The organism is Devosia sp. P2_G7, from assembly GCF_056403495.1.
This window is the reverse complement of the sequence record NZ_JBFUFI010000020.1, coordinates 16,122-32,799: the sequence shown is the minus strand read 5'-3', so window position 1 is coordinate 32,799 and position 16,678 is coordinate 16,122. Positions and strand designations below refer to the sequence as shown.

Genomic DNA, 16,678 nt, shown 5'->3' with positions numbered 1-16,678 from the left:
GGGTTATCGGCAAAAGCCGCGCAGGCGAGCGGAGCGAGTATTCCAGTTGAGGATGGCGGGTCGGAGTTCCCTCCTCAATAGGTGCTTGCCTTGATGCCCTTCGGGAGCGTTTGAGCCCGCAGGCACGGCATGCCTCCAACAGACGCGTCGGCTATCCGGTCGCGTCGTCAGTCCTCACATCCTGTTATCAGCCGCCCTTGCCGAAATCGTCGACGGATTCCACGTTGTGCGAACGCAAGGAGCTTGCCCGTGATCAACCCGTTCTTTTCTAACTGGACTACGCCTTATCAAGCACCGCCGTTCGACCTGATCGAAACCAGGGACTTCAAACCGGCTTTCGTGCAGGCGCTCGAACTGCACCGGGCAGAAGTCGCGGCAATCGGCGCCAATAAAGCTGGCCCGACCTTCGAAAACACGATCGCCGCTCTGGAGCGCTCCGGAAAGCCGTTGCGCCGTGTCGAGATGGTGTTCGGCCAGCTTTCATCGGCCGCCACTACTGACGAACTGCAGGCCGTCGAGCGCGATGTCGTCGTGCTGGTTGCTCGCCATTGGAATGGCATCTTCCTCGATCCCAAGCTGTTCGCTCGCATCGATGCGCTCCAGGCTCGGCGCAACACGCTTGGCCTTGATCCCGAGGCCATGCGCGTCCTCGAGCGCTACCATCTCGATTTTGTCCGAGCCGGCGCTCGCCTGACTGATGACGAGCGTGATCGCTTCGCCTCCATCGTCGAGCGCCTGGCTTCACTCGGCACCAAGTTCGGCCAGAATGTCCTCGCCGACGAGCAGGAAACGGTGTTCGCCCTCACCGAGACTGAGGTGGCCGGCCTGCCCGATTTCGCGCGCGCCGCTGCCGCCGAGACCGCGCGCGACCGCAAGCTAAACGCGCCCTACGCCGTCACCACGTCGCGCTCTAGCGTCGAGCCGATCCTGCATTTCGCCAAGGATCGTGGCGTGCGCGAGAAGATCTGGCGCGCCTTCGTGCTGCGCGGCGCCAACGGCAACAAGAACGACAACTCCAAAGTCATTGAAGAGATCGTCTCGCTTCGCGCCGAGCAGGCACGGCTCCTCGGCTATGATAGCTACGCCGCCTATAAGCTCGCCGACTCCATGGCCGGCACGCCGGCCGCGGCGCGCGGACTTCTCGAACAGGTGTGGGAAGGCGGCCGGACCAAAGCCGAGGCCGATCGTCTCGCGCTACAGGACCTAGCCAGGTCCGATGGCCAGTCGGCCGCGCTCGAAGCCTGGGACTGGCGCTACTTCGCCGAAAAGCTCCGCCTCGCCCGTTACGATTTTGACGAGAACGAGCTTAAGCCCTATCTCCAGCTCGAGAAGGTCGTTGACGCCACCTTCTACGTCGCCGGCCAGCTCTTCGGCCTCACCTTCAACCCACGCAGCGATATCCCCGGCTACCACCCGGATGTCCGCGTCTGGGATGTGACGCGCGAGGGCAAGGTCATCGGCCTGTTCTACGGCGATTACTTCGCTCGACCCGGCAAGCGCTCGGGCGCGTGGATGACCTCATTCCGCGACCAGTCAAAGCTCGACGGGGTTCAGATCCCCCTCATCGTCAACACCTGCAACTTTTCGAAGCCGCCGGAAGGCCAGCCGGCGCTCCTCTCGCTCGACGAGGCGCGCACCGTTTTCCACGAGATGGGCCATGGCCTCCACGGCCTCTTGTCCGACGTCATCTACCCTCGGCTCTCCGGCACCAATGTCGTTCGGGACTTCGTGGAACTGCCCAGCCAGATCTACGAGCACTGGCTGGAGGAGGCACCGGTGCTGGCCCGATTCGCCCATGTCCAGACGGGAGAGCCGATCCCCGATAAACTGCTCGAACGCATGCGTGCCGCCCGAACCGCCAATAGCGGTTTCGAAACGGTCGAGTTCGTTTCCTCGGCCATCCTCGACATGGACTACCACTCCCAACCGATGGAGGGCTCGGTCACCGAGTTCGAGAAGGCCGTCCTCGCCAGCATCAACATGCCGCGTGAGATCGCTCTGCGCCACGCCAGCACGCACTTCCTCCATCTCTTCTCAGGTGATGGCTACGCCGCGGGCTATTACAGCTACCTCTGGAGCGAAGTTCTCGACGCTGACGGTTTCTGTGCGTTCAAAGAAGCTGGCGATCCATTCGACCCAGCCACATCTAAACGCCTCCACGACTACATCTACTCGGCTGGCGGCAAACGCGATTTCGCCGAGGCCTATCGCCTTTTCCGCGGCCGCGACCCAGCCGTCATCGCCCTCCTCGAAGATCGCGGCCTGGTCACCTCGGAGGCCGCAGGAGGGATCTCTCATGGCTAACCTGGTGCAGCATATTTTGTTGGCGATGGGCATCCTTGAACAGAAGCCCTCGCCCAGCACACTGGCACTGCTCCGCAGCATCGAGGCTGCGGAAGGCGAGATCTGGAATCCGGAAGTCGAGATGGCTCTCGTAACAGAGGCGAAGCGCTTGGGTTTGGTTGAGTCCACAACCATGGGAACCGGTGGCCGTCATCACCTCTGCTTGACCCCTGGGGGTCAAAGGGCGGCTGCCGCGTCACGAAAGTGAGCCCTCGAACAGGTTGCGTCGACCCGCTTCACTGTCCGCAAACAGCGCCCGGCGTTTGTTGGCGGTTCAGATCAGGCATTAGGGCTCACCTCTAGGTGAACCTCGCGCGCATCCTTGTCCTCGCGCAGGCCCTTGAATGACGGGTGGCGGATGAAACCATCCGGCGTGACCTCGGTGAACTCGATCTCAGCCAGGAGCCGGGGTTCGACCCAACGAGCCGCGCGTGCTTCAGCCTTGGGCATCCCGGTCAGGTCGGGCCGCTCTTCGGTCCGGATCAGCTGAAGAACTTCCCATAACTCGCGGCGCATCTTGTCGGTGAAGCCGGTGCCGACGCCGCCGCGGTAGACCAGCCGCCCATCCTCGTAGGTGGCTAGGAAAAGTCCGCGAACATTGTCCACGCCATATTCGGGCGGGCGCCACCCGATAACGACGAACTCCTGACGGCGCACGCACTTGATCTTCAGCCAGGCTGTGGATCGATCGCCACCATAGTAGCGAGCGGTAGGCGATTTCGCGATGACGCCCTCGTAGCCGCCTTCACGCATCGCTTTGAAAACTTCCTCACCTCCGCCAACAATGTGGTCCGAATAGGCGATGGGATCGTCGTCAGGGACGTTTGCCAGTAGCGCTTCGAGCCGGTGCTTTCGCTCTAGCTGGGGCAGACGTGCGATGTCCTCACCGTCCATCTCCAGGAGGTCAAAGGCGTAGAAGAGCACCGGCCTTTGGCCGTCGAGGCTGTTCTTCAACAGAGTGAAATTGGTGTGGCCGCTCTCGTCGATGGCGCACAGCTCGCCGTCGATCAAGGCCGTTCCCTTCGTCAGGCGCGACAGCGCCGGTGCCACGTAGCCAAACTGGCGCGTCCAGTCGTGCCCGTTGCGGGTGTAGAGCCGAACCTGATCGCCTGCGATGGCGGCCTGCATCCGGTAGCCGTCGAACTTCATCTCGAAGAGCCAGTCGCCTGTGGGGACTCTGCGCTCAAGCGTGGCAAGTTGCGGAAGTCTGAAGGACGGAGGGACCGGGGGGATAGAGTCCGAGTCCCGGCGGCTGGGCCGCTTTTTGCTAAGGGCGGCCTTCACGGCCGGCATGGGGAACTCGAACACATCGCGAATACAATAACAACCGGGTCAAGACGGTTCCGCGTTGTCACGCAACGCCACTCCGGCGGATGCAGCCAGCTCTCGCCATCCCTCTTCCAAGTAGGCGAGCATGTCATTCTCTGCGGCAGAGCGGCTGGGCCGCGCCCGCAGCCCCTCAATCCAGTTCTGCGCCTCGATGTCGGGCACGACCACTTGCGCGCTGTTCCCAAGCACCTCATCGAGAGAGTTGGACGGCTGCTCTAAGCGCACCACTATGCACCCTCGCCCAGCTCACAGGCCATGCCGTCACCATCCCGGTCTAGATCGTAGGGGTCGTTGTAGGGATTGATGGGAAACGGACCATACCGCTCCGTGAACTGCGGGCCGTCGCCGGTGCCGCCCAAACAGTCAACATCTGTATAGCCGGCATAGTTCGGACGATAAGCTCCGCCGCCGGATGGCGCTGCACAGCCCTTTCTGCAAGCAATTGCCACGCCGGCAACCGTGGCCCCGACAAGAGCCGCCACCAAGACCGTGTTTTCGGTGTTCACCAACCCGCGGCATTGCTCGTCATCAAGTCCGCGTTGCCTTGCTTCAGCAACTAGGTCCTGGACGTATTGCGAGTTGCCTTCCTTTTGAAAGGCGTCAAACGCAGTGCGGCAGAGTTGCGTGTTCTTTACACTTTGCGTGTCCGCATAAAACGCCTTTTGACTGGCAGCGCAGCCGCTTAGTAGCGTAGCCGACAAAGCCAACGCGATTAGTGGACGACCAAGCATAATCTCCCCCAAAGCGGGGGCGTCGCGCACTGTTCAATGCTGCTTGCACCCCCAGGCCCCTTAATAGCTCGTTAAGGAACCCAGTTGAAGCACCGTCTTACCAGCGTAGTAAACCAGCTCTCAGAGCAATTGCTCGTTGCGGTGATGTGAACACGCCGAGATTGACGCGACGCACCCGATCTCTAACGTCACCGCATGTGCAACCAATACAATATCACGACGACTACGGACGCCATGATGCGTCTCCGCATGGAGTGGGAAAACGCCATGCGCAACCTCCCGTCTCTGTCAGTCTACCCGGACTACAATGCACCCATTGTGCGACAGGTCGGAGAGAGACGCATCATTTCGCTGGCGCGGTGGGGCCTTCCTTCGTTGAAGGATCCCGTCACCGAAAAGGTCAACAAGGGAACGACCAACATTCGTCACCCCTTCTACGACGACTGGAAAGGTTACCTGGGCGTCGAGAACCGCCGCCTGGTCCCTTTTGACAGCTTCGCCGAGCCCACCAAGTTGTCGGACGGAACCTCCGGTAACGCCTGGTTCGCTCTGGACCCCTCAATGCCATTGAGCTTCTTCGGCGGCCTAGGGACGAGCTGGCATGGCACCCGGCGGAAGGACGAGGGGCCGTTGGATCACCAGGTCTTTGCGTTCTTCACGACCGAGCCGAACGACGTTGTGGCGCCGATCCACCAGAAGGCGATGCCGGTCATACTGCGGACGCCGGAGGAATGGGACGTTTGGCTCCGGGCGCCCTGGAGCGAAGCACGGTCACTGCAGCGGCCGCTGCCTGATGGTGTCCTCGAGGTCATCGCTACGTTGCCGCTGAGGTTTGCGCCGGTCATTGGCGAAACCGGACCAGATCCCCTGCGTCTTCCGCCAGCGCCGCCAACTCAGACGTCTCTGCTCTAGACCGTTTCGGCCCGAGATCGTCTGCATCGCGCGGTCCGGCACCCAGAGCTAGGTGCTGACCGGCGTCAACGCAAAACGGAGCACCAAAAACATGCACACCATGGGGACAAAGCAGAGGCCGAAGCCCCAGAAGAGGAGATTGCGCTCCACGCGCAACGCCGGATCACCGCCGATCACGCGACCTAACAGAGCCATGCCGACCTTCTTCTGTTGATCAATCGTCCTTGACGAAAAATCGGGGGGATAGAGGTTTATGAGGCGGAGGATGCTCCACCCAAAGAGGATTATTCCAACTGCAAAACAGCCCAAAACGCCCCATGGGAGCCATATGAAGGCTGGTTCGAGATGGTATGCCTGTGGCTGCACTCATAAATCCCCCGACTACCCGCTCTAGCACGCCGGAACGAGCGGTGTCGCGATACCCACAGATAGTGGTGGGGTGTGGGGGCACGCCCATAGTGCGGGCGTGGGGGCCTACCGCCTCTTAATCACTTTGCCCAAAATCATGCCCAACCCAAGTGACGCACCGTAAGGATTTGGTCGCCATCGAATAAGAACCCGTCCAACCATTCTGCCGAGGAAGCAATGTTACATGTTCGAGCATTGGCGCTTCTGGCTGCAATTGCCGTGTTGGCTGGATGCGGAAGTTCTTATGAGCCGCTAGAACTCAGATATCGTTTGGCGATCGACTACGAGACAGGTGGCACACAGAAGGCGACCTCGGGCGTTATCGAGGTCTCCTACCTGCCTAGTTCCGTGCCTAACCACATCGGCATTCAGGATATTTGGCGTGGTGAGACGGTCCGTGGAGAGGCGGCGGACGGACGATACTTCTTTCCGCTGAATTCTCGTGCGCCGGGCGGTGCACCTTTAGCGAATATCGTATCCGACGCGTGTGAGGTGTCTCCGCCGGATACAAACGATTTGGACGACGCTGCAGGTTTTTTGAGGCAGGTCGATAGCGCTTTCCTTGATGAATGCTCACTACCGCCAGAACGTTGGCCAGTGATCGCGATCACTGACGACCCGGACAACCCGCATGCGGTCAAACTTCACAATCCGCGAGAACTCCCTGGTGATTTGCGCATTCTAAGGGTCGCGATTTCTCGGACCACTGACCCAGTAACCTTTGGGGCAACAAGCATTTTGACTTGGCTGGATCAATCGGTGCTCCGTGCAGAGAAACTTTCGGTGACCAATCAGGGGGCGTCGGCATACTATCGCATCTCAGCTGGCCTATTTCTCCAGCCCAGCCCTATCCCAGACTTGTGACCCCAAAATACAGTGCGGGCGTGGGGGTGGGTAGGCTAGGTCAGTCCCGGGCCGGATAGGTGGCGGAGCAGGGATCGACCACTTGTTCACCGGTGCCACCGCTGAAGTAGCGCTCGCGTCGGACGGACACAAACAAGGTCGAAATGATGGGGCACCCGTTGACGCTTCGTCGATGCGGTGTCACCGCTCCGCCAAAGTCTGCAACTCTGTCAAGTGGATACCATTGATGTGTCCCCGCCGCGATCAAGCTTAGTCGTTCCTCTTCGAACGTCCCGATGAGGGTGATCAGCTGGTTCGGATCATCCGGCCACAAACCCTCTACAATAAGCACGTCGCAGTTTCGACCACCTCGCTCCCATTGGCCCTCCCAGACCTCGAAGATCGAGTTGGCATCGCGCCATACCTGCCCCACACGGCCGTAGTCCCCTCGACGCGTCCCAAGCGGCTCCAGGCCGTCGTGGTTAAACGGCTGACCTTCTTCGATCGCCACCCGGCACCGTGTCCAGAGATCAAGCCAAGGCGTATCAAGCTTATCCCAAGAAGTGGCTTGAACGGCAGGGGCACAGCGAAGATCGCTACCGCGACTAGGGTTTTCAACGCCGGATGCATCAGCGGCTTTCTCCGAACACCTTGCCCAGCAGTAGCCACGGGGCAACGGCAGGGCAAGACCGCCCCCACATAGTGACGGGGTGTTGGGGGCACGCCCGAGGTTAGGGCGTGGGGGTGCGTCAGCATGCACTTCCGCCTTAGGCGCGAGTTTAGGTGGGGCGGCCGGGAGCGGAGCTGCGGTGCCCACTCCAAGAGCCGACGGTCTACTTTCTTACCTTGTGGAGGTTACTTCTGTTCGTCCAGGAAAGCCTTCGCGGCAACAGGGTGCAGGGGCTTGTAGTCAAGGTCACAGCCTTGCTGAACCTGAACGAAGGTGACGATGTTTAACTCGGGAACGTCGAACCACTGCTCGAACGACCCATTGTCGTCCTTTGTCAATGTGCGCGCAGCGCCATAGGAATTTCCGAGCATCTGCCTGATGCTGGAGCACTGGGTCATATCGTTCGGCAGGAGTTTGATACCAGCCAGCGTCCCTTCCGAGTAGAAGCGATAGAACGCTGTCATTTGGATCCCTTGCGTCAGGGCGATCACGACAGCGAGTTGATCCTTCATCGGGACATTACGGCGGTCGTGGTATTCTTGCGCCAAGCCATTGGTGGCAGCCATTACCCCGGCTCGGCTCATGCCCCATTCAGTGCCGAGAAAGCCAGCGATGCCAGGCTCTACCCAGCAGAGAGACCAAGCAGCAGTGAGTAGGACGCCGTAGATTGGTTTCACCTATTCACTCCAAGCCATTACCCAGCCAGCTACATAGCACCGAGACTTGCGGACCCACAAACAGTGATGGGGCGCGGGGCACGCCCGTAGCGAGGGTGGTGGGGTCGGAGTTAGGGCCGATGCATGCCATACTGCATCACCGCTGGAGGTTTCCCATATTGCCTACGGAAGACTACGCTCATTGGAACGAGACCATCCCGCGCCAGCCAATGGATCGCGATCAGGCCATCTACCACTTCATCGACAAAGGTGGCCCTTGGGCCGGGCGGGACAAGCTTGTCGCTGGCCTTGACCGCATGATTGTCGAGTTGATGGAGGGCAGCGAGCCAGGCGATGAATTATGGCTCTGCGGTAGCCGCAAGATGGGCGTTCTGGCGGGTCACGAGGGCTTGGGCGTCGTCCGGGGCGGCCAGATGCTCCGCTACACGAACATCCTAAGTCGCTAAGACCGATTACCCCCGCGCATAGGGATGGGTGCGGGGGGCACGCCCGTAGTTAGGGGGATGGGGGATTAGCGCGGAGCTTCCGCAAGAACCGAAACGCCATCGCCTCGATCTCCTCGCGAACAAACCCGCTCGCATCCGGCTCGGAGAAGGTGGTGGACAGGTGACCGTGTCGATCAAACGTTCTGAGGGGCCGGGCTATCGGATGGCCGAAACGATCAAAGAACTCAACGCGCGTGCCAGTGGGCTCGTGGATCGCATTGCCATCGCTATCAAGCCTGAACTGGTGAATTGTGACCCTATGCACGCCCGAGCCGCCCTGGTTTCGGAGACATTGCGCCGATGCGGCGTTTTTCAGCAAGCCCCATGGGTGGTGCAGGTGTGGGGGAGTATGGCCAGCGTGACAGCCACCCACCTCTAGCAATACACCTTGGCCGAGGAACGCACGTGAGGTCTGTATTGAAACAGTTGGCGTCGTCATGCATCGCCGCCTTGGTCGTCATCCTGCTGACCACCTCGGCTCAATCCTGCCCGATAGTGCGGAACCATGAGTTGGCACAACGCCTTGAGGATAGCGGCTTTCCCTCGGTCTTGCTGAGCAAGGCTCACGTGGCGAAGCTTGAGCACTACGGCGATTTCCTCCAATGCGAATGGGGCTTTGGTCCCTATGAGGACTGGTCACTATATGCCTCACGCCAATTGGACGACGTCTATTGGGAGACAGTCGTTTTCAGCGCCTTTGGCTTCCCTACTCATGCGGTGGGAGTTGCAGAGATAGAGGCTCGCATTTCCTGGGAGGCCCACGCCAAAGACAACCCGGACACGGACATCTACTACTACCTCGAGCCCGGAAGTGGCGCGGCGTTCAGGGTGAGCCGGGCCCGCCATACTCTAGGAGACGAGTGAGCCCCCACGTTCGCGCCAGCAGATGCCCCACAAATAGCGATGGGGTGCGGGGGGGGACACGCCCGAAGCCAAGGGTCTGGGGGCGGGACAAACATGCCCGAAGGGTGAGTGGTCTATTGACCAAGGTCTTTGGGCCAAGCTTAGTCAGGAGCGTGCCGAACAAACCCAATTACAGCGGCGAGCGCTGGTTCTGCTCCGAAGAAGAGGCGCGCGCCGCCGGCTGGCGAAGGTCGCGGGTGTGACGGCGGCGCTGCCGGCCTATCGTCGAGGACCAAACCGTCTGGTGCTGGCACCCCCTGCTCGCCAGTCACTGGGCTCCACCCAGTCTGGCTTACGGTCTGGAGCCGCCAGCACGCTGCGCACCACAGCCCCGGCACCGTGGGTGCCAGTGTAGGCTGCGGGCCGTGTCTTCCCTCCCAGTCGAAACGTTGGATGGAGCTTGCCACAGACCGAGCAGTAGACGTGTGCCGCCAACTCAGCTCGTCGCTCGTAGAAGTCGAAATCCCACCCTAGCCGCTGGACTGCTAGTTCGATCCGAAGCGGCCCGCTGTGGGAGCAGACCCAGTAGTTTGAGCAGTCGCAGTCGATGACCTGGTCGCTCTCCAGGAACTGCCGCAGCGTGCGAACCTCAAAGGTGGGCATGGCTGCATCTCAATGGAAGTTGCGGCCCGACGGCAGCGCGTCGCGTATGCGCTTCCGCTCAGCCTCGAGCTCGTGCTGCTTATCAGAGCCGCGCGCGCTGCCATGGGGCCCCGTCTTCCCCTCATCAGCATTCGCGATCATGCCCTCGCCGATATCCAGCCCGCTCGCGAGGTCGAGCAGCATTGGCGTCATGTCGAAGACCTGGCGTGCGATCACGTGGACTACCAGGCCCTCCTTCTGCACCTCACCCTTCACAGCCATCAGCCGCGACCCTAGGACCACCGCGCGGTTTGCCTCGAATACCTTGGGCCAGACGATAATGTTGGCGAGACCGGTCTCATCCTCGAGGCTAGCGAATATGACGCCACTGGCTGTGCCTGGCCGCTGCCTCACGAGCACGACGCCGGCGGTGGTGACAACGCGACCGGCGGGAATGTCGCGCAGTGACCCGGCCGGGACGATCCCCTTCGATGTCAGGCTCTGGCGCAAGAAGCTGACGGGGTGCGCCTTCAGTGACAGGCTGAGGGTCCTATAATCGTGGATCACCTGCTCGCCGGGCGGCATGGGCGGCAGGTTTGCGTCCGGTTCATTGCGGTGACTAGGCCGGCCGGCGGCCACGAAGAGCGGCAGGTTCTCTGCACCGTCGCCACCTTGGAGTCCAAGAACCGCCCATTGAGCATCGCGCCGATTGAGGCCGATGGACTGGAAGGCGTCAGCATCAGCTAGCTTCTGAAGAGTGGCCGGTGGCAGTTCGGTGCGAAGCCAGAGGTCGCGCACGCTGTCGTAGCCACGGCCACGCCGGGCAACGATCAGGTTGGCGTCGTCGTCACTAAGCCCTTTGACGAAGCCCAGGCCAAGCCGGATGGCGTTGGTCGAGCGGATGTCGTTCCGCATGTCGGCATGTTGGCGCCAGACGCGGTCGGTGCCATCCGTGCCGGGCTCCAGGACCGAGACCAGGTCAGATCGGTTCACATCGACATTCCGGACCTCGACGCCGTGCTCCCCCGCATCGCGAACGATCTGCGATGGTGCGTAGAACCCCATCGGCTGGCTGTTGAGGAGCGCGCAGGCGAAGGCGTCTGGGTAGTGGCACTTCAGCCAGCATGAGACGTAGACCAGCAGCGCGAACGAAGCCGCATGGCTCTCGGGGAAGCCATAGCTGCCGAACCCCTCGATCTGCTTGAAACATGCCTCGGCAAAGTGCTGTTGGTAGCCGTTCTTCAGCATGCCTCCAATGAAGTCCGCCTTGAACTTGCCGACGCCACCTGTGCGCTTGAACGTCGCCATCGAGCGACGGAGCTGGTCCGCCGCGCCGGGTGAGAACCCAGCGCCCACGATGGCAATCTTCATCGCCTGTTCCTGGAACAGCGGCACGCCGTAGGTCTTTTTCAGCACCGCCTCGAGTTCCGCCGACGGGTAGCTCACCGGTTCCAGTCCGAGCCGGCGCTTCAGGTATGGGTGCACCATGCCGCCTTGGATCGGTCCCGGCCGGACGATCGCGACCTCGATGACGAGGTCGTAGAACTTGGCCGGCTTCAGCCGCGGCAGCATCGACATCTGCGCCCGGCTCTCAATCTGGAATACGCCGATCGTGTCGGCGCGCTGGATCATCGCGTAGGTGCGGGGATCTTCGGACGGCACGGACGACAGGGTGAGGTCTTGACCGTAGTGGGTGTGGAGCAGCTCGAAGGTGCGGCGGATGCAGCTCAGCATGCCAAGCGCCAGGACATCGACCTTCAGGATGCCAAGCGCGTCGAGATCATCCTTGTCCCATTCCACTGTGGTTCGGTCGGCCATCGCCGCGTTCATCACCGGGATGAGGTTGTCGAGCCGGTCACGGGTAATGACGAAGCCGCCGACGTGCTGCCCTAAGTGTCTGGGGAAGCCCATCAACTCTCCAACGACGGTGAGCACATGCTGTAGCGTGACATCGCCCGGATCGAAGCCGTTCTCCCGCAGGCGCTGATCGGTGATGCCGGTGTCGTTCCAGCCCCAGCTCATGCCGTTGAGCCGCAGGATCACGTCATCGGAGAGACCGAAGACCTTTGACACCTCCCGGATGGCGCCCTTGGCGCGGTAGGTGGTGACTGTGGCCGTCAGTGCGCACCGATGACGCCCATACTTCTGGTAGAGGTATTGCATCACCTCCTCGCGTCGCTCGTGCTCGAAATCGACGTCGATGTCGGGTGGCTCGTCGCGCTCGGTCGAGACGAAGCGTTCGAACAGCAGGTCCACCAGCATCGGGTCCACCTCGGTGACGCCTAGGCAGAAGCAAACGACGGAGTTAGCTGCCGATCCGCGTCCTTGGCATAGGATGCCACGCTCCTCTCGCGCGAACCGCACCAGGTCGTGGACGGTGAGGAAGTAGCTCGCATAATTCATCTGGTCGATGAGCTGCAGTTCGTGCTCCAGGCCGAGGCGGACACGGTCGGGCACACCATCAGGATAGCGTCTCGCCGCACCTGCCCAGGACAACCGTTCCAGCGTCTGCTGCGCGGTCTCCCCGTTGCCGATGGTCTCTTCGGGGTAGTTGTATTTCAGCTCGTCGAGCGAGAAGTGGATCAAGCTGGCGAATCGCTCCGTTTCCTCGATCGCCGCGGGGTAGCGTTGGAACAGCCGCTGCATCTCCTGCTCCGGCTTGATGTAACGTTCCGCATTTTGCTGCAGGCGCCGGCCAGCGTTGGCGATGGTGACGTGTTCGCGGATGCAAGTGAGGACATCTTGGAGAATCTTCCGCTCGCAGTGGTGGAAGAGCACATCGTTGACGGCGATCATGGGGACGCCATGTCTTTCGGCCATGTCCGCGGTTCGAGCCAGGTTGGCCGCGTCGCTACCCTTGAACTCGCACCTGCCCGCCAGCCAGACGCGTCCTGGTGCCATCCCTGCCAGACGCCGGAGTGCCTGCTCGCCGGCTCCCGAGAAGGTGGCGGGCACAATGAGTAGCTGGCCCTCGGCGAACGTCTCCAGATCGTCGATGACCAGGTGACACTCGCCCTTTGGCGCCCTGCGGTTGCCGGTCGTCAGCAGCGCACAGAGACGACCGTAGGCGGAGCGGTCGCTCGGGTATGCGATGACGTCGGGCGTGCCATCGGTGAACGAAAGCCGCACCCCGACGAGGTATCGGAACGAAGCATCGAGCTTCCAGACATCGCGAGCGGCGATGTGACCGCGCACCACGCCGGCGAAGGAGTTGCGGTCGCAGATGCCGATACCACCAAGACCAAGCACCGCGGCCCGGTGAACGAGTTCGGCAGGATGTGATGCTCCGCTGAGGAAGCTAAAATTGCTGGCGGCGAAGAGCTCGACGTAGCCCATGATGGACCCTCAAAAAAGAGCCATCTAGCAAAACAAGAACGAAACAAGAACGCAAGCCGCTAGGGGTTGTGTCGCAGGACTGTCGGACGACTAGCCGCCGGGCGGCCACTGAGGAGCGCACCGTCGCTCCCAAGGTGGCCCAACCTGCGCCCGGCGACCTTCCGCGAGTTATGCCCTCCGTCGCCGGCCCGATGCGTAGTCAGTTCATTCGCGCTTCATCTTGTTAAGCAGCGTCCGCACCCGCGTGGCGGTGTAGGGGAGCTTGTTGTAGGTGTGCAGGCCCGCCCGGTTCAGTGCCGCGGCCAGCTCATAGTCGGTTATTGCAGGGTTGGACGCACGCTGATCCCCGATCGCCTGCCGGACCTTCACGTCGCGTTCCTGGTTTTCCGCCCGGCGCTGTTCATTCGCTTTAGGGAGCGACATCGCGGCCCGCATCGCAGGCGTCATCGGCGCCCTCACGATCTTGAACCCGGGCAGCAGAGTAGCTGCCGCCTCCGCATCCTCCGAGAGCAGCTTGAGCATTAGTGTCACTGCCTCGTCGACCTCGCGACGGTTGGCGTGCTTCGTCAGCTTCTCGACCAACAGCGGGTCGTCGGGGACGGCCGCTGGTATTGCCGTGGAACTGTTGGTCAGGGCGTTCAGCATCAGGAATCCTTAGGTGGTCTGGCACGATCTTGGCCGACATTTTTACGTTATAGCCGGAGAGGCGACGAAGGCGCTGCGAGGTCGGAACTATTGTTCGCGCGCGCTAATCAGGGGCGCTCGATCAGGGCGGCGAGCTAGACCTCAGTCGTCGGCGGCACCTTGGCAGGTCACTCCCGGCAACCCTCCCCGAGCGGTGCACCCACCCGCGGCTGATCGATGCACGCGGATCGAAGAAGGCCAACTAGATTGTCAATTCCACCGCCAAGTGCGGTTCGTGGTAAGTAAATACCTACTTACTTTTTTGGTTTGTAGATCGTAGTCGATTCCGAGGCAAAAAGCCAGATCGATGGATAGCTCTCAGTGCGCAATTGGAGCTTGAATTGCTACGCCAGACAATCGGAAATATCGATTGATATTGCAGGAGAAGCACGATGACAAAGAGACCGCCTCACCTTTATCTTGAATCGACGGAAACACATCTTCGGCTAAAGAGCGCCGCGGCTAGGGTCGGCGTCTTCATCTCTGCCCTTATGGAGGACGTCGCTCAAGACGTGCTGCTTGACCTTGAAGACGTGCCGCCCGGAGTGACCGGCGCGGAGGCTCGTCGGCGCCTGCGCGAGCGTCGGCGGCTGAGACGCGAGTGCTACGGGCGCGGTCCGCAACAGGAAGCCTGCACGCGTTCCCGCGCTTCGGGTCGCTATATCTTAGACATCAGAAAACGCTTTGAGAGCATCGAAATGAACGACGTAACCTCCTTCGCCTGCGCCGCATACCTGACTGCCCGGATTGCCGAACTGACTCCGCCGAAGGCGATCGAGGAAATCTCGCACGCAGCGGGCTTCACCAAGCCCGGAACGTTGCAGGCAGTTCTCGCCGGCGAAGTTGCCCTGCCTCTCAACCGCCTCTTTCCCCTCGCCCGTGCGATCAACTGCGACCGCGCCCAGCTGTTCAAGCTGGCAGTCAAGGACTGGCGGCTTGGGAAGACGCTTCTCCCGATGCTGGAGGCGCTCGAGGAGTTCAAGGTCACCGAAGACGAGCTTGAGGTGCTCGTTCTCCTTCGCCAGCGGCTTGCTGGCAGGGAGTTGGTCGTCACGGACGCTGTGGTTGACTGGGTAGGAACATTTCCGGACGCGGGTGAGTGATGCCCACGACGGCGGCGGATGATGAGCTGCGCGGACGGCCAGAGGGGCTTTCCAACACTCGCGTTGCATTCGCGGGCTTTTGGGAATGGCTGGCGTCCTGGCGCGCGCTCGCCGGGAACTGGCTCAGCGACGCATCCCGCGTGCGCCGCTGCGCCATGCTCATCGATGGAGACAACGTTCCTCCGCGCATTACTGGAGCGCTGGTGCACTACGCTTCGGGTCTGGGACGGGTGGAGGTCGTCGATGTCTTCGCCAACTTCTCGAGCACAACGAGCACGGGCTGGGCCGCTCAGATGCGGGAGCACGGGATGACCGGGTTTCAGCACTACAGGACCAGCTTGGGAAAGAACGCCGCTGATACCGCGCTTATTGTGAAAGCGATGGACCTGCTCCACACGTGCGATATCGACGACTACGTGCTCGCGAGCTCGGACTCCGACTTTGCGGCACTGGCTCATCGTCTGCGGAGGGCGGGCGCTTCGGTGCACGGCATCGGATCCTCGGATTCTGCAGTCGCACTCCGTCAGAGCTGCACCACGTTCCTCACCTTCAGCGAGGTGAGCGAGCTCGCGATCTCGAGCACGGCACACGTCGCTCCTGGCTTTGGGTCTCGTCCGCCTCGAGATGCAGAGGACCGACTTCTGCTCGCACTGGTGCGTTTAGGAGGCGCTCGCGGGTGGGTGGGGTTCACGGAGCTTGGGGAGGAACTCAAGAGGTCTATGCCTTCGTTCGACCCTCGACTCTATTCTCGTCGCACGCTCACCGAGCTGTGCACCGCGATCGACAGCATCGAGGTCGATCGTTCGACAGGTGCTCCACGCGCACGCGTCGCCCTAGGGGTTAGGAATGGCTCTCTGTCAGCGGAGACATCGAAGTCCTAGAAGATCTACAGGGAGACGATGGGGAACGATCGGGTGTCCACCAGCAACCGCGGCCCAATCCTCCTCTCTCATCGGGCCTGCATTACTGCAGGCAGGGGGTGTGGACGCGGATCAGGCGATCGCCGACATTCAGGCGACAAAAGAGGAATCGATGAACCAGAGGTTTCCCCCATGAAGTTCCTGCCTTTCGCCTTGCTCAGCCTCATCGCCTCGCCAGCGCAGCGGAGCGTCCAGTGAGCCCCATAGCGCCCGCTCTGCTGGTCATTACCCTTTTGGGCGGCGACGGCGAGCCCACGGGCGGCTACACCATCCCGGCGCCGTCCTATTTCGACTGCCTGCACACCGTCTCGATGATGATGGAGCACTACAAGACCGATCCGCCGGTCAACTCCAAGATGGTCTGCATCTGGACCTCGGAAGAGGCAGAAGCGGCCGAGGCGGCGAGCCTGCGCGAACAGGGCATCCTGCCACCGGAGGATGAGTGACTACACCGGGCCTATACACCCGAGACCCCGGTGAAGCTCTCGCCATACGCCCCAGTTCGACTTGGAAATGACTAACGGTGACGCATCCAATGTAACGCAGTTCCGTAATCGAAATACGCACTCGCGTTACATAGTGCCTCACGTGCAGGCCAAAACGTCCAAGTTCGACCCGGAAATGACTGTCGGTGGCACCTCCAGTGCAACGCAGCTCCGTAGCGAAATACGAAGGTGTGTAACCAAACTGAGGCACTTCTTTACCTAAAATACCCGATTTCGACTTTTTGACCCTCGATGCAACATGCGGCT

Annotated in this window: 17 protein-coding genes; 10 read left to right on the top strand and 7 right to left on the bottom strand. The window is 61.4% G+C overall.

Annotated elements, in window-relative coordinates; genetic code table 11:
• Positions 1–249 precede the first annotated feature (249 nt).
• A complete protein-coding gene (locus tag AC1DWU_RS22380; protein WP_477152233.1) occupies positions 250–2,304 on the top strand; it encodes a M3 family metallopeptidase in 2,055 nt (684 codons plus the stop codon).
• Positions 2,297–2,551 carry a hypothetical protein gene (locus tag AC1DWU_RS22375; protein ID WP_477152232.1) on the top strand — a complete coding sequence of 85 codons (255 nt, stop codon included), beginning with the start codon at positions 2,297–2,299 and terminating at the stop codon, positions 2,549–2,551. The genes AC1DWU_RS22380 and AC1DWU_RS22375 overlap by 8 nt, the downstream gene beginning before the upstream one ends.
• 71 nt (positions 2,552–2,622) lie before the next feature.
• On the opposite strand, the gene ligD is transcribed toward AC1DWU_RS22375, so the two are convergent.
• Positions 2,623–3,636, bottom strand: coding sequence for a non-homologous end-joining DNA ligase (ligD, locus tag AC1DWU_RS22370; protein WP_477152231.1), 1,014 nt, complete (start codon positions 3,634–3,636; stop codon positions 2,623–2,625).
• Between the two features lie 263 nt (positions 3,637–3,899).
• Positions 3,900–4,403, bottom strand: coding sequence for a hypothetical protein (locus tag AC1DWU_RS22365; RefSeq protein ID WP_477152230.1), 504 nt, complete (start codon positions 4,401–4,403; stop codon positions 3,900–3,902).
• A gap of 195 nt (positions 4,404–4,598) precedes the next feature.
• On the opposite strand from AC1DWU_RS22365, the gene AC1DWU_RS22360 reads away from it, so the two are divergent.
• Positions 4,599–5,315, top strand: coding sequence for an SOS response-associated peptidase family protein (locus tag AC1DWU_RS22360; RefSeq protein ID WP_477152229.1), 717 nt, complete (start codon positions 4,599–4,601; stop codon positions 5,313–5,315).
• A 48-nt stretch (positions 5,316–5,363) separates the two neighbouring features.
• Here AC1DWU_RS22360 and AC1DWU_RS22355 read toward each other — a convergent pair whose 3' ends face one another.
• The gene (locus AC1DWU_RS22355) at positions 5,364–5,510 is read right to left on the bottom strand and encodes a hypothetical protein (RefSeq protein WP_477152228.1); all 147 of its coding nucleotides are present in this window, start codon (positions 5,508–5,510) and stop codon (positions 5,364–5,366) included.
• Between the two features lie 483 nt (positions 5,511–5,993).
• On the opposite strand from AC1DWU_RS22355, the gene AC1DWU_RS22350 reads away from it, so the two are divergent.
• Positions 5,994–6,587 (top strand): hypothetical protein, encoded by a 594-nt coding sequence (locus tag AC1DWU_RS22350; protein ID WP_477152227.1) that lies wholly within the window; start codon positions 5,994–5,996, stop codon positions 6,585–6,587.
• A gap of 40 nt (positions 6,588–6,627) precedes the next feature.
• Here the strand turns inward: AC1DWU_RS22350 and AC1DWU_RS22345 are convergent, their stop codons facing one another.
• Both AC1DWU_RS22345 and AC1DWU_RS22340 read right to left on the bottom strand, forming a co-directional pair.
• Positions 6,628–7,077, bottom strand: coding sequence for a hypothetical protein (locus AC1DWU_RS22345; RefSeq protein ID WP_477152226.1), 450 nt, complete (start codon positions 7,075–7,077; stop codon positions 6,628–6,630).
• 344 nt (positions 7,078–7,421) lie between these two features.
• Complete coding sequence (locus AC1DWU_RS22340; RefSeq protein ID WP_477152225.1) at positions 7,422–7,913, bottom strand: hypothetical protein; 492 nt, start codon at positions 7,911–7,913, stop codon at positions 7,422–7,424.
• 119 nt (positions 7,914–8,032) lie between these two features.
• Between AC1DWU_RS22340 and AC1DWU_RS22335 the strand changes: the two genes are divergently transcribed.
• From AC1DWU_RS22335 to AC1DWU_RS22325, 3 genes are all read left to right on the top strand, one after another.
• The gene (locus AC1DWU_RS22335) at positions 8,033–8,359 is read left to right on the top strand and encodes a hypothetical protein (RefSeq protein WP_477152224.1); all 327 of its coding nucleotides are present in this window, start codon (positions 8,033–8,035) and stop codon (positions 8,357–8,359) included.
• 160 nt (positions 8,360–8,519) lie between these two features.
• On the top strand, positions 8,520–8,777 hold the full coding sequence (locus AC1DWU_RS22330; RefSeq protein WP_477152223.1) for a hypothetical protein: 258 nt from the start codon (positions 8,520–8,522) through the stop codon (positions 8,775–8,777).
• Between the two features lie 38 nt (positions 8,778–8,815).
• On the top strand, positions 8,816–9,262 hold the full coding sequence (locus AC1DWU_RS22325) for a hypothetical protein (RefSeq protein WP_477152222.1): 447 nt from the start codon (positions 8,816–8,818) through the stop codon (positions 9,260–9,262).
• A 651-nt stretch (positions 9,263–9,913) separates the two neighbouring features.
• Here AC1DWU_RS22325 and AC1DWU_RS22320 read toward each other — a convergent pair.
• Positions 9,914–13,219 (bottom strand): error-prone DNA polymerase, encoded by a 3,306-nt coding sequence (locus AC1DWU_RS22320; protein ID WP_477152221.1) that lies wholly within the window; start codon positions 13,217–13,219, stop codon positions 9,914–9,916.
• A gap of 204 nt (positions 13,220–13,423) precedes the next feature.
• Positions 13,424–13,864: a hypothetical protein gene (locus tag AC1DWU_RS22315; protein ID WP_477152220.1), complete on the bottom strand. Its 441-nt coding sequence runs from the start codon at positions 13,862–13,864 to the stop codon at positions 13,424–13,426.
• A 431-nt stretch (positions 13,865–14,295) separates the two neighbouring features.
• On the opposite strand from AC1DWU_RS22315, the gene AC1DWU_RS22310 reads away from it, so the two are divergent.
• From AC1DWU_RS22310 to AC1DWU_RS22300, 3 genes are all read left to right on the top strand, one after another.
• Positions 14,296–15,006 (top strand): hypothetical protein, encoded by a 711-nt coding sequence (locus tag AC1DWU_RS22310; protein WP_477152219.1) that lies wholly within the window; start codon positions 14,296–14,298, stop codon positions 15,004–15,006.
• Positions 15,006–15,887 carry an NYN domain-containing protein gene (locus tag AC1DWU_RS22305; RefSeq protein WP_477152218.1) on the top strand — a complete coding sequence of 294 codons (882 nt, stop codon included), beginning with the start codon at positions 15,006–15,008 and terminating at the stop codon, positions 15,885–15,887. The genes AC1DWU_RS22310 and AC1DWU_RS22305 overlap by 1 nt, the downstream gene beginning before the upstream one ends.
• Before the next feature lie 233 nt (positions 15,888–16,120).
• On the top strand, positions 16,121–16,372 hold the full coding sequence (locus tag AC1DWU_RS22300) for a hypothetical protein (protein ID WP_477152217.1): 252 nt from the start codon (positions 16,121–16,123) through the stop codon (positions 16,370–16,372).
• Positions 16,373–16,678: the final 306 nt, after the last annotated feature.

What these genes read in the sequence shown, in the direction of transcription:
- AC1DWU_RS22365 (WP_477152230.1), bottom strand. Translation starts at nt 4,403, where the DNA reads ATGCTTGGTCGTCCACTAATCGCGTTGGCTTTGTCGGCTACGCTACTA.
- AC1DWU_RS22360 (WP_477152229.1), top strand. Translation starts at nt 4,599, where the DNA reads ATGTGCAACCAATACAATATCACGACGACTACGGACGCCATGATGCGT.
- AC1DWU_RS22375 (WP_477152232.1), top strand. Translation starts at nt 2,297, where the DNA reads ATGGCTAACCTGGTGCAGCATATTTTGTTGGCGATGGGCATCCTTGAA.
- AC1DWU_RS22320 (WP_477152221.1), bottom strand. Translation starts at nt 13,219, where the DNA reads ATGGGCTACGTCGAGCTCTTCGCCGCCAGCAATTTTAGCTTCCTCAGC.
- AC1DWU_RS22310 (WP_477152219.1), top strand. Translation starts at nt 14,296, where the DNA reads ATGACAAAGAGACCGCCTCACCTTTATCTTGAATCGACGGAAACACAT.
- ligD (WP_477152231.1), bottom strand. Translation starts at nt 3,636, where the DNA reads ATGCCGGCCGTGAAGGCCGCCCTTAGCAAAAAGCGGCCCAGCCGCCGG.
- AC1DWU_RS22335 (WP_477152224.1), top strand. Translation starts at nt 8,033, where the DNA reads ATGCATGCCATACTGCATCACCGCTGGAGGTTTCCCATATTGCCTACG.
- AC1DWU_RS22305 (WP_477152218.1), top strand. Translation starts at nt 15,006, where the DNA reads ATGCCCACGACGGCGGCGGATGATGAGCTGCGCGGACGGCCAGAGGGG.
- AC1DWU_RS22355 (WP_477152228.1), bottom strand. Translation starts at nt 5,510, where the DNA reads ATGGCTCTGTTAGGTCGCGTGATCGGCGGTGATCCGGCGTTGCGCGTG.
- AC1DWU_RS22315 (WP_477152220.1), bottom strand. Translation starts at nt 13,864, where the DNA reads ATGCTGAACGCCCTGACCAACAGTTCCACGGCAATACCAGCGGCCGTC.